The organism is Bartonella sp. CL25QHWL, assembly GCF_042195335.1.
Lineage (GTDB): Bacteria > Pseudomonadota > Alphaproteobacteria > Rhizobiales > Rhizobiaceae > Bartonella.
Genome location: NZ_JBHIOE010000001.1, coordinates 163,195 through 176,768, shown reverse-complemented (window position 1 = coordinate 176,768; position 13,574 = coordinate 163,195). Strand labels below are relative to the sequence as shown.

Below are 13,574 nucleotides of genomic sequence, written 5' to 3'. Positions count from 1 at the left end.
TTTACTTTGGTATTAAAATTCACTCCTTGTGTGGTTAACAAACGCCTTATTTTTTAATAAAAATGAATATCCAATTAATCATTCGTATCAACAGTTTTGAAGAAAAGAAACCTTATAGTATAAGGCGCTAACAAGGCTAAAATAATCCATTAAAGATAATGAATACGACAACGCTATATTAGCGAAACGCTAACATCAGAGCAAGGTTTTTTTCAAAAGGTTTCTTTAAAGCGTATGCTTTTTACAATTAAAATTGAATACGCTCAAAATACTCCTATTCCATTGAACTCAATATTGTTTTGAATAAAAACAAGAGGAAAAAGCATGCCGCCAAATAGTAGAAAAGTACAGAGTATTAGGAATTGTGCAAAACAATTAAGCACGTAGCTAAACGAAGTTAAACAACTCTACTGAATAAATAAAAGTAAACAACTTTCCTCCCAAATAGTTATTATTCCTTAATTTTTTACATATATCATACAAATGCAATAATCTACACTCTGTACAAAAATATTAAAAATTTCTTCTACAACAGCTGCTTTTTGAATTCTTCTTGGTTTTTAAAATTCAAAATTTCTATTCATTAAAACTTTATTTTAAACAAAGAAGCCCTAGCCGTTTTTTATAATGTTCTTGAAAAAAATCTTGTAGTTCAAAGAAAGAAAAAATTATACAGTACATTCTTTAAATATATTTCTTGTTTTTTTTGCGTCTTTCCTTAGTTTATTAATCTATGATTTTTACTGCTGCTTATCGTGCTTTACAACGTCTTTTGACCTCGCAATATCGTATTATGATACTGAAAGCATTGGGGGTTACTTTTTTCACTCTCACCATTTTATGGTTATGTGTGCACCAACTTTTTGTGTCTTACTTTTGGCCCTGGATTGCACAATTTCTTCCTGGACTCCCTAGTTGGGCAGGATGGATTGGTTTTAGCATGCTTATCATTTTTAATCTTGGTTTGGCTCTTTTGTTGGCTTTTTTGATTGCACCAATCGCAGCTATGATTGGTGGTTTTTTCATTGACTCTGCTGCTGAAATTATTGAAAAAGAGGATTACCCAAACGAGCCTATTGGACAAGCTTTGCCGTTTCGGCGTTCTCTTATCATTTCCTTTAAATTTGTTATTTTAAGCCTTCTTGGTAATGGAATTGCTTTTATTTTATTCTTCATACCAGGTATTAATTTAATTGCTTTTTATCTTATTAATGGTTATTTGCTCGGTCATGAATATTTCTTGTTTGCTGCTTATCGTTTTCGAACAGAGCAAGATGCACGTGCTTTTTTACATACTCATTACACAACGGTTTTTGGTGCAGGATTATTGATAGCGCTTTTTGTTTCAATTCCAATTCTTAATTTAGCAACACCGCTTTTTGCAGCCGCCTTTATGACATATTTACACAAAATGCTTTCCCAAAAGACCATGGCACGCATTACACAAAAATAGTGTTCCTTGACTTTAAGGTTAATAAAACTTGCTAGCCAAAGAAAGCATAATATAAAATTTTATGCTTTATCTTTTATTAAAGCAATATATTGATTTATAATGATAATTTATTGTTTCACAACATGAATGAAAAACCTAAATATCATGAGGATTTCTTATTTTAGTCCTATTCATATTAGATCAATTGAAATCGTTTGTTAATATGTCATAAACGGAGGTGGTGTGCAGATAAAAGTACTTTCAAAAAGGCGTGAAATATCTTTTATGAATCCTCTTAATGCAAACATTATCGTCGCATTGAAAACTGAAAAAGAGTATGATGGTGCCGCTTTGTACCTTATATTTCAGTAACAATGGATAGCATAAAGTATTTTATACCATTCATGGAGAGTGTATACTCTTCATAAGAGTGTTTTGGCAATTATTGAAAGATATCTGTGTAAAATAAGCACGTAGTTATATAGGAGTAACGTAGTAGCGCCGTAGATATTCTGATTTTGGGCAACAGATAGAAAATGATTAATATGATAAAAGTGGAAAAAATAAGCTTAGGCGATTGACCGTCCGATCCCATGGAAGAGCTCTTTCTTAAGAAGAAGCAAAGAATGAGAGACACCACTGATGATTAAAAATGATGAGATTTTAAAAGCTATAAGTGCAATGAAATAAGAATTCATTGAAGCACTTTTCGTACAAGTGGTGCACTGTATCAAATAATTTTTAGATAATAACACCATTAATTTACGAAGAGAATTGATCATTTTCAACTTGAATAAGAATCCAAAATATAGAAATATTCTTTAATTTCAAAGTCTCTATTCAACATCAAAAAATTATTTACTTGCACATTATAGACGAGACCAATGTATGGATACAAGGCTTTCGATAGAGGAATAAAAATGCTTTTCATGAATCATTACAATGTGAGGATATCATGGATAAAATTCTAATCTTTGTGGTCTTGGTATTCTGGAGAGAGGACACACACATTTAATCTTAAAGACCGATCACTGAGGAAAATAATAAAGGCGTCAGTTTAGACAGTGGTGCAATGAATTTTGTCTATACTCTTTATAAGCGTCAGTGTGAGATATGCTTTAAATTGCATTGAGATATTATAATATATTGATTTATATATTATTTTTCATAGTGAATAAGAGCTCCAAATAAAGTTGTCATATTTTCTCATTAGCTGCTCTCATCATGAAACAATCAAAATCATTTATTTGCATATCATAAATATGACCAATATGAGGATAAAAACATTGAAGAAAGAAAATGCTTTTTATAAATTTTATCCAGTGCAAGAGCTTTGTCAAAATTGATGGTAGCCAAAGTGAATGATAGCTTGTTTTTTTATAAGCTGGGGAGACAGTGGTGCAAGAGATCCTACTTTTATGAAGGCTAAGGTGATACGGGATTTTAAAAAAAATATTTCCCAATGCTCGTCACACCCATTTCGCAATCGCGCCCATGAATGGTATAAGGGCAAAGTTCTCGTGAATAATATAAAACTTATAGGGCATCACTATCTTTACGCTTAATAAAAAGAGCACGCTGGCGCCATCATCCTCAGTGTTGCCCGAGACGGCCCATTATAAGCGTTTTTAGTTCTTTCTTAAACGTTTTGTATTCATACAGCTATCCTTGTTTGCAATGTGCAAGAAAATGATTTTTATTGCCTTAACATGAGAGAGATTGGAAATGAGAGAATCTTACGATATTTGGGTTCTAATTTAATATGAACAATGCGAGATTATCATTATAAATCAAAAATATTGTATAACAATCGAGATGGATAGACACCTATTGTCAGTTCTATTTTATAGGTTTTTTTAATATCAACGCGTTTGAAGAGTTATTATTTGCAAAGGGGTATATTTTCCTCATGAGGAGTAGGTGTTTTGGGGGCAAAAAATGATACAATCACGTTTGCTAATTTTTGCGCTACGTGTTGTTTACTCATATGGGGCCATTGTTCAACTTTTTTTCTACTTACGAGATAAACTTGATTTGTATCAGCACCCATGACACCTGTACCATCTAGTTGAAGAGAAATATCATTAGCAAGAATGAAATCAGCTCCTTTTTCAACACATTTTTTTTGCGCATTGGCAATGATATCACATGTTTCTGCAGCAAAACCAATGACCAGTGAGGGGCGGTTTGGAGCGTGTCCAATCGTTGCTAAAATGTCAGGATTTTCGACCATATGAAGGGATGGTGGTATTTTATGAGCATTCTTTTTAATTTTGTGTAAAGACTGCGTTTGACTGCGCCAGTCACAAACAGCGGCAACAAAGATGGCGCCATCAGCAGGCAATGCGGTTTGAACGGCTTGTAACATCTGTTGTGCTGTTTCAACATGAATGGTTTTTACTTCTTGTGGGTCTGCAAGATTAACAGGTCCACAAATAAGTGTTACTTTTGCACCCAAATGCGCAAGAGCGGTTGCGATGGCATGACCTTGTTTACCTGAAGACCGATTAGCAAGATAACGTACTGGATCAATTGGTTCATGGGTAGGGCCAGAGGTAACGATGAAATGGCGGTCAGAGAGAGGTTTTTCATGCCCATTCAAAAGAGCCTCTATGGTAGCAACAATAGTTAAAGGTTCGCTCATACGCCCATATCCTATCTCGTCACGTTCAGCCATATTTCCGATTTCTGGTCCGATGATATGAACGCCATCTGCGCGCAGTTGTGCAACATTGCGAATAGTGGCAGGATGCGCCCACATGGACGGATTCATGGCGGGTGCAATTAAGAGTGGACAGCGTGCCGCTAAAAGAATGCAATCAGTCAGATCATCTCCTATGCCATTGGCTATTTTTGCAATGCGATTGGCTGTAGCAGGGGCTAAAATAATAAGGTCAGCGTTACGTGCTAATCGGATATGTCCAATATCATGTTCTTCTTCGCGTGAAAATAAATCAGTATATACAGTACCACCGCTTAAAGCTTCAGCGGCTAAAGGCGTAATAAATTTTTGCGCTGCTTTTGTCATTACAACTTTTAAGTGTGCTCCACGTTCTTGTAAACGGCGAATCAAATCAAGTGCTTTATAGGATGCAATACTTCCACCAATAATAAGAAGAAGAGATTTTGATTTCAATGATTTCACTTCAACAGCACTAGCATGAAGGGGTTGTGTGGTGAGAGGAGTGGGATTGCTTAAAAGGCGTCGGACTTCTTCTTCCATAGAAATACCATTTTGCGCGGCGCGTATGCGCAAAGCTTCTTTGGTTTCAGGAGACAGGTTACGAATGGTAATACTGGCCATAAAATACCTCCAAGAAATAAAATGATTGCAATGATTTCATTGTTGATATTTTTAGCATATTAAGGAGATTAGAAAAGATGAAAAAAGTAAAAAGTAAGAAAAGTGCAACAAAGTGCAATGATGAAAAGGCTATAACGACCATAACGGTTTCGATGACTTTGTTCCACAGCAAGTTGTTTGAGGGTAGTAGGAGAAAGATTAAAACCTGTTTTTCTCATTTGATTAAAATCTTCTTCTATCCGTTGGAAATTTTGAACCAATTGTGGTGTTTTGCGTGCCAGCGAAAGGAGAGCTTGTGCTCCTTCACTAAAGTCTTTTGCAACGCCTACGGGTCCTAAATTTTTACTAATCCATTCTTTGACAACGGGTTCAGAAGCTTTCCACATATTAAAAGTGGGGTCTAATGTGCGGGCAACGCCTTCCACAACAACCATCGTTTTTTGCAACAATAAAAGTTCAGGTCGCGTTTGCATGTCAAATAATTCAGTGACTTCAAACAATAAAGTGAGCAATTTAGCCATGGAAATGCTTTGTGCTGATTGTCCGTGAATTGGTTCGCCAATAGCGCGGTTGGCTTGCGCAAAGCTTTCAATATTATGGTGTGAAGGAACATAACCTGCCTCAAAATGGGCGCGTGCAACCCGATGGTAATCGCGGGTAATAAAGCCATAAAGGATTTCAGCAAGGAAATGCTTTTCTTTTTTACCAAGCCTTCCTGTAATGCCTAGGTCAACAGCAACAATACATCCTTTTTCATCTACAAATAAATTACCAGGATGCATATCGGCGTGAAAAAAACCATCACGCAATGTATGGCGAAGAAAAGATTGAATAAGCGTAATAGCGAGCGCCTTCAAATCAAAACCTGCTTCTTTAAGTTTGGAAGTTTCGGATATTCTTATACCATCAATCCATTCCATTGTAAGGACATTACGTCCTGTCCGTTCCCAGTCAATACGTGGAACCCGAAAGCCTGTATCATGTTGAATATTTTCAGCCATTTCAGATATAGCTGCTGCTTCTAGGCGTAAATCCATTTCAAGCCGTGTTGTTTGTGCTAAAGTATCCACTACACAAACAGGACGAAGCCTTCGAGAGGCAGGGATATAGCGCTCTTGTAAATGAGCAATGAGATAGAATCCTCTAAGATCTTTAGAAAAACGTGCTCTGATATTGGGACGAATAACTTTTACAGCACATTTTGTCGTATGGCCAGTTTCATCACTGTATTCAGCTGGATGAACTTGAGCAATAGAAGCGGCGGCAATGGGGGGATAAAAATTTACGAATAAATCATCAATAGAGCGACCAAGAGAACTTTCAATTTGAGCAATAGCGGCGGTACAAGAAAATGTTTGGACGCGATCTTGTAGTTGTGACAAATCTTTCGCAATATCATGGCCGACAATATCAGGCCTTGTTGCAAGAAATTGACCAAGTTTTATGTAAGAGGGTCCAAGCTTATTAATGGCATACGAAATATTTTCAGATCGCTGTTTCTTTTTTGTTTTGCGTCTTGCTAATGCGCCCGCTATACGATGACATAGCGCTGGAAATCCTTGAAGATCATCATGAGGAAGAGCACTTAAAACACCTTCACGTGTTAAAACCCATCCTGCACGCATCAATTGAAAGTAAGGGGAAATTTGCACCATTTTTAAATTTTCCAACCTGAATGCAGCGCTGCAATCGCACCGGTGAGATTGCGGTACGATACCCGCGAAAACCCCGCATGCTTGATCATATGGGCAAAATCATCTTGCTTAGGAAATTTGCGGATAGATTCAACCAAATAACGATAAGCATCGCCATCATTTGCGATAAATTGACCCAGCGTAGGGATAGCATGGAAAGACCAAAGATCATAAATTTTATCGAGCCAAGGCATCTCGACATTTGAAAATTCTAAACATAAGAAACGTCCACCGGGCTTTAAAACACGAAAAGCTTCTCTAAGAGCTTGATCAATATGAGGAACATTGCGAATTCCAAAAGCAATCGTGTAAGCGTCAAAGCTTTGATCTTCAAAAGGTAGATTTTCTGCATTGGCTTCAACAAAATCAATCAGAGGGGCAAGACCATTTTTTTGTGCGCGTTTTTTGCCAACGCTGAGCATTGAGCCATTAATATCAAGTACTGTAGCATGGGCTTTTTGGCGTGAAGCATTAAGAATACGAAAAGCAATATCACCTGTACCGCCAGCGACATCAAGAACTTTCCAATGAGAAAGTGCTGGTGGGGAAAGCCAAGCAACCATGGAATTTTTCCACACACGGTGTAGCCCTAAGGATAAGATATCATTCATCTTGTCATAATTTTCAGCGACAGAATGAAACACACCATCCACCATGGATTGTTTTTGCGTTTCATCTACTCTTGTAAAACCAAAAGAGTGCTCCATGCCACCCTTGGTTCCTACACGTTCTGTTTCAATTGCCATGTATATGATCTTCCTTATTTTTCTTTTATCGTAAATGAAATAGAGAGGGAATGTTCAACTACGAAAAAACAACGTATAAAACTACGACATTTACACAGCCAAAAACAGAAGAGTACCTTTAGATATCAAGATTGGCAACGTTTAAGGCATTGTCTTGAATAAAAATACGTCTAGGTTCAACTTCATCACCCATGAGACGAGAAAAAAGTGAATCTGCATCGGTTGCATCATTAATTTTTACTTGTAAAAGAGAACGTGCATTGGGATCAAGCGTTGTTTCCCAAAGTTGTTCAGCATTCATTTCCCCAAGACCTTTATAACGTTGAAGAGTAACACCTTTTTTACCGTTTGTAAAAATGCTTTCTAAGAGGCTCATAGGACCAAAAATACGCTCTGTTTTATCTTTGCGACGTAAAAGAACAGGAGGATGATATATGTCGATAAAATTTTGGGAAATGCGATCAATTTGACGTGCATCAGTTGAATTTATAAGTCCCACATCAAGCGTAACAACATCTTTAACACCACGCAAAATACGCTCAAAACATAAACTTCCATCTGCTGTATATTGTCCACTCCAACCTTGTTCCATATCATCAGCAATCAGATTAAGGCGGTGTGCTATAGTATCTGCTATTTTTTGCGCTTTTTCTTGTGATGCAAAGACTTCAAGATTAAAAGCGCCAACAATTGCTGCTTGTTCAACAATATTACGATCATAACGGGTATGAAGACCATTTAAAAGTTGACGTAATATACGAGCATCTTTAGCGAGTTGATACAAATCAGCCCCTGCACGAACTTCTCCCGTTGAAAGCTCAAGCGTTGTTTCTTCTAATCCAGTATCGATCAAGAATTCTTCAAACGCTGCTTCATTTTTAATATATTGGGAAGATTTTCCACGCGATACTTTATAAAGAGGAGGCTGAGCAATATAAAGATGACCACGTTCAATCAATTCAGGCATTTGTCTAAAAAAGAAAGTAAGCAGCAAAGTTCGAATATGGGCTCCATCAACGTCCGCATCCGTCATGATAATAATCTTATGATAACGTAATTTATCCGGTGAAAATTCATCTTTACCGATAGACGTTCCAAGAGCTGTAATAAGTGTTCCAATCATATCAGATGAGAGCATGCGGTCGAAACGTGCTCGTTCAACATTGAGGATTTTACCACGAAGGGGTAAAATTGCTTGATTTTGACGTGAGCGCCCACTTTTTGCTGAACCGCCAGCCGAATCCCCCTCGACAATAAAGATTTCTGATTTTGCAGGATCACGTTCTTGGCAATCGGCAAGCTTTCCTGGCAGAGAAGTGATATCAAGTGCCCCTTTTCGTCTTGTGAGTTCACGTGCTTTGCGCGCTGCTTCACGTGCTGTTGCAGCTTCTACCACTTTACTAATGAGAAGTTTTGCTTCATGAGGATGTTCTTCCAGCCATACTGAAAGACCTTCATTGACCAAATTTTCAACAATAGGGCGCACTTCAGAAGAGACTAACTTATCCTTTGTTTGTGAAGAAAACTTTGGATCAGGAGCTTTGACAGAAAGAATAGCTGTTAATCCTTCACGGCAGTCATCACCGGTTAAGTTCACTTTTTCTTTTTTAGCAATACCTGAAGATTCAGCATAGCCATTAATTTGGCGCGTAAGGGCACTTCTAAAACCTATCAAATGAGTTCCACCGTCACGCTGAGGAATATTATTGGTAAAACACAAGACCTTCTCATGATAGGAATCATTCCACCATAGGGCAACATCAACGCTCATACCATCCTTTTCACTTGCAATATAAATAGGATTATCAAGCAGGGCTTTTTTTGATTGGTCAATATATTTGACAAACTCCGTTAATCCACCTTCATAATGCAATTCAACTGATTTAATATCAGCATGACGCTCGTCAACAAGAAGAATATAAACCCCAGAATTTAGAAAGGCTAATTCCCGTAAGCGGCGCTCCAAAGTTTCAAAATCAAACTCAACCATAGTAAAAGTTTCAGAACTTGGTAAAAATCTGATTTCTGTTCCACTTTCTCTATCGCAATCGCCAATAACTTTTAATGGAGCATCAGCTACCCCGTGGGTAAATGATATTTCATGAATTTTACCATTGCGTTTGATTTGCAATTTAAGCCAAACGGATAATGCATTCACAACAGAGACACCAACACCGTGTAATCCGCCTGAAACTTTATAAGAGTTTTGATCAAACTTTCCGCCGGCATGAAGCTGTGTCATAATAACTTCAGCTGCAGAAATACCTTCTGTTGGATGGATATCTGTCGGAATTCCACGTCCATTATCACGAACAGAACAAGAACCATCAGCATGGAGCGTGACGTTTACAAGAGTAGCATGACCGGCTAGAGTTTCATCAATAGCATTGTCTACAACTTCATAGACCATATGGTGTAAACCCGATCCATCATCAGTATCACCGATATACATACCAGGACGTTTGCGTACAGCATCAAGACCTTTGAGAACTTTGATAGAAGCGGCATCATAGTTATTGCTTTGTACTGGTGAGGTTATTTCATCACTCATAAGTTAGTCCATTCCTGTGTTCAATTTACAATATTTTATCCGCTTTTTTCAAAGCTCAATGTTCTGATCAGTTATTTATGGAATAACCACATTAAATATTTACCGTATATCAGATCTAGATTCAATATCTGTCGATATATAATGGAGAGAATGATGAAATGATAGTGTACTGTTATGCTGTAAAACACGAGGGCGGTGATATAAGGCGAATAAACACTTTTGACTTATACAAAAAGTTGTTTCATAAAACGATGCTATTTACTTTGTTTATTTTTGCATATGCGTAATGTTTTAAAATTAGTTATGCATTTTTGTGTTACTCTAACAGAGGTCTTACTTGTTTTATCCATAAATCAATTTTCAATCCTAATTCTACCATATATTTAAAACAAAGGTTACGAGCTCTCTAAGCAGTTCAAACTTTTGTATGTTAGATTGAGGCGAAAATATTGTGTATATTGGTTTGTGTCATCTTTAAAATGTGAAAAAAGCCTCATTTGAGGAAAATATAAACGCGTAAATATAAAAACACGTTTCCACGATCATCTTTTATATTCAACTTTACAATTTTAAAAAACGTCTACGGTGATGTTTTTGAATAATGAGGGTGATGACGCATTATCTTACGCTTTATGTTTTTCTCATTCCTGTAATGGAGGTTACGTCCCTCATTTAAAACAAAGCACCATTGCGCTGATATTCTCGCACTTTTTTAAGGAACATCTCTCAATGTTTCCAAACTCATTTTACAACGATGTTTGAATAATATAGCGCAAAATACCCTGTGAATACTACAAGATTCATGTCTCCCACCTTTCCCATCTTGACAATAAAGCACAAACCAGAATCATCATTTTATTTTTCAACTCTTAAATGTTGATGCAACCTTAATGTTGAGAAAAACCTCGGCATTTGAGGGGTATTTTTACTCTTTTCTTCAATAGTATCTATATACTTCCCTAGTTGTGATACGCAAGGAAATGGTCTTAATATTTTAAGATACGCGAGATATTTTGATAAAATAAAGTGTGCCACTAAAGTATATACAGCCTATTTCTTATATTTAAAAAATTAAATCGCCTTTCTCTAAAATTACCTTTTATATATTTATTTTGGAAAATTAACATCAGAAATCTAAGCATTTTCAATGGTTTCAAAAAAAATATATGAAAACTGTTAAATTTTTTAACAGTTTTAAAAAATAGCAAGAATTTTATTTATTAAACGCCAGATATTTTGGTGAAGTGCGTTAGATAATAGTTAAGAAGAGTTGCATCTTAGTTTTGAAAAATGGGGGAGAGATTTTGAAAATAAAAAAATCTATATATGTAAAACATCTTCAATTGCGTTTACGGTATCTTTTATTCAATAATCCATACAATATTTTTATTCGTATTTTATTTGTAGCAGGGGGGGTTCTATTTTCCTCTTACGCAGAAGCTGAAAGGCTGCCTTCTTTTTTTGATTCGCATGAACACTTGGTACAACCTGATACAACGGATATCTTTCGTTTGCGTTTTGTAACAACTTTTGATTTTCCTCCTTTTAATTTTATTGATCAAACGGGGCATCTTGCAGGTTATAATATCGATTTATTGCGCGCTATTTGTTCAAAATTAAAATTAGAGAAGCTTTGTGAAGTAGAAGTGATTCCTTGGAAAGAGCTTGTAGAACATGTTGAAAATGGTGATGCGGAAGTCATTATTGCGGGTTTAAAAGAAACAAGTAAAACCCAGCAAGATCTTGTTTTTACAAAGTCATATTTACGTTTTCCAGCGCGATTTGTTGCTTCTCGACGTTTAAATCTCGATGAGCCAATAAGCGATCAATTGATACATTTAACCAGTGGTGTTTTGTCTAAAAGTGTTCACGAAAAACTCTTTCAACATTATTTTCCTAAAGCCAAATGGCAAGGATTTAAAAAGAGAGAAGAGCTCTATAAAGCGTTACAAGAGCGTAAAATTGACCTTATTTTTGATGATGGATTTGCTTTATCATTATGGTTCAAAAAACAAAAATCTGTTGATTGCTGCCATTTTGTTGGGGGGGCATATATGGCGCCACAGTTATTGGGGCAAGGAATGCAGCTTGCTGTTGCAAAAAAGAATGAAAAATTGGTTGATATACTCAATTATGCGCTGAAATCACTAGAAGAAGATGGTAAACTTACAGAACTTTATTTGCGTTATTTTCCAATAAGTTTTTATTGATGAATAGTTTTTTAATTAAGGGCTGTTAATCTTTCTGCGCCTAGTCGATAGGAAATAGCTTCTGCGAGATGATAGCGTGAAAGAGTATCTGATCCGTCAAGATCAGCAATTGTGCGTGCAACTTTGAGAATGCGATGATAAGCGCGTGCAGAGAGGTGCATTTTTTCACTCACATCTCGTAAGAGTATGGTCGCACTTTTATCAGGAATGGCAATCTGTTCTATAATTTTGGCAGGGCAATCGCCATTGGTACGAATATGATCAAACCCCATTGTTGAAAAACGTTTAGCTTGAATGGTACGGCATCGTGCGACGCGTTTGGCAACGTCGCAGCTTTTTTCTGATTGTTCTGGTTGCATAAGGTCCATAGCTGTCAAAGCAGGGACATCAATCCGTAAATCAATTCGGTCAAGCAGAGGACCAGAAATACGGGACTGATAATCGATTTGACAGCGTATTCCTTTAGGGCAAACATGGTCTTTTTCGCCTGCCATACCACATCGGCAAGGATTCATTGCGGCAATGAGTTGGAAGCGAGCAGGATAGCTAATATGGTGATTAGCGCGGGCGATAACTGACTCCCCACTTTCTAAAGGTTGACGAAGAGAATCAAGAACCTGCGGAGAAAATTCAGGCAATTCATCAAGGAATAACACACCATTATGGGCAAGGGAGACCTCTCCCGGTCGTCCTTTAAGCCCCCCACCAATCATTGCGGCCATGGAAGCAGAATGATGTGGGGAACGAAAGGGGCAATGAAGTGAAATGGTATTATGAACCGTTTCTCCTGTAATAGAAGCAATCAGAGAGACATCTAAAAGCTCACGGCTATCAAGAGGTGGCAAAATGGAAGGTAAGCGTTGCGCTAACATAGATTTCCCAGCACCAGGGGGGCCTACAAACAAAAGGTTATGGCGTCCAGCAGCACAAACTTCTAAGGCACGTTTGGCTGTTTTTTGTCCTTTGATTTCGCAAAGATCTGGAAGTTCAGTTTCGATAGTATATTGGCGCGGTTGTGGACGTTTTTGAATTTGGGTTCCTTTGAAATGGTTGACTATAGTGAGCAGAGTCTCTGGAGCAAGAATATTTATTTCTGCATTTGCCCATGCTGCTTCAGGTCCACATTGGAAGGGACAAATCAGCCCTTTATCGAGTGATAAAGCTGTCATGGCGGCTGGTAAAACACCATTAACAGCGGTAAGTGAACCATCCAGTGATAATTCTCCTAAAATGATATAGTCTTGTGCTACTTCAGGAGGGAGGATTCCCATAGCAAGCATTAAGCCTACGGCGATTGGCAAATCATAATGCGATCCCTCTTTAGGCAAATCAGCTGGTGCAAGATTAATCGTAATTCGTTTAGTAGGCATAGAAAGTCCACAAGCGTGGAGGGCTGCTTGTACACGTTCACGGCTTTCTGCAACTGCCTTATCAGCTAATCCAACAATAGCCATTCCTATTTTACCAGACGAAATCATAACCTGTACATCGACAGGGACTGCTTCTAGACCGCGAAAAGCAACAGTTGTAATACGTGCGATCATTTATTTATTTTCCCCCTTTAGACTTGGTAGAGACAATCATATCTATTTATAAAAATCAAGAAGCATCTCTATGGTTTTTTTTATAGAGAGATC

Annotated in this window: 7 protein-coding genes; 2 read left to right on the top strand and 5 right to left on the bottom strand. The window is 37.2% G+C overall.

Annotated elements, in window-relative coordinates; genetic code table 11:
• Window positions 1-733 precede the first annotated feature (733 nt).
• Window positions 734-1,453, top strand: a complete 720-nt coding sequence (locus ACFILY_RS00585; protein WP_375630592.1) for a sulfate transporter family protein — start codon at window positions 734-736, stop codon at window positions 1,451-1,453.
• A gap of 1,861 nt (window positions 1,454-3,314) precedes the next feature.
• Here ACFILY_RS00585 and coaBC read toward each other — a convergent pair.
• From coaBC to gyrB, 4 genes are all read right to left on the bottom strand, one after another.
• Window positions 3,315-4,736, bottom strand: a complete 1,422-nt coding sequence (coaBC, locus tag ACFILY_RS00580; RefSeq protein WP_375630590.1) for a bifunctional phosphopantothenoylcysteine decarboxylase/phosphopantothenate--cysteine ligase CoaBC — start codon at window positions 4,734-4,736, stop codon at window positions 3,315-3,317.
• Between the two features lie 68 nt (window positions 4,737-4,804).
• Entirely contained in the window at window positions 4,805-6,391 is a 1,587-nt protein-coding gene (gene ubiB, locus ACFILY_RS00575) for a 2-polyprenylphenol 6-hydroxylase (RefSeq protein WP_273790209.1), read from the bottom strand.
• 2 nt (window positions 6,392-6,393) lie between these two features.
• Window positions 6,394-7,176 carry a bifunctional demethylmenaquinone methyltransferase/2-methoxy-6-polyprenyl-1,4-benzoquinol methylase UbiE gene (gene ubiE / locus ACFILY_RS00570; RefSeq protein WP_273790210.1) on the bottom strand — a complete coding sequence of 261 codons (783 nt, stop codon included), beginning with the start codon at window positions 7,174-7,176 and terminating at the stop codon, window positions 6,394-6,396.
• A 118-nt stretch (window positions 7,177-7,294) separates the two neighbouring features.
• Window positions 7,295-9,727: a DNA topoisomerase (ATP-hydrolyzing) subunit B gene (gyrB, locus tag ACFILY_RS00565; protein ID WP_375637244.1), complete on the bottom strand. Its 2,433-nt coding sequence runs from the start codon at window positions 9,725-9,727 to the stop codon at window positions 7,295-7,297.
• Window positions 9,728-11,031: 1,304 nt separating this feature from the next.
• On the opposite strand from gyrB, the gene ACFILY_RS00560 reads away from it, so the two are divergent.
• On the top strand, window positions 11,032-11,937 hold the full coding sequence (locus ACFILY_RS00560; RefSeq protein WP_273790212.1) for a transporter substrate-binding domain-containing protein: 906 nt from the start codon (window positions 11,032-11,034) through the stop codon (window positions 11,935-11,937).
• Between the two features lie 11 nt (window positions 11,938-11,948).
• Here the strand turns inward: ACFILY_RS00560 and ACFILY_RS00555 are convergent, their stop codons facing one another.
• The gene (locus ACFILY_RS00555) at window positions 11,949-13,481 is read right to left on the bottom strand and encodes a YifB family Mg chelatase-like AAA ATPase (RefSeq protein ID WP_375630585.1); all 1,533 of its coding nucleotides are present in this window, start codon (window positions 13,479-13,481) and stop codon (window positions 11,949-11,951) included.
• Window positions 13,482-13,574 lie beyond the last annotated feature (93 nt).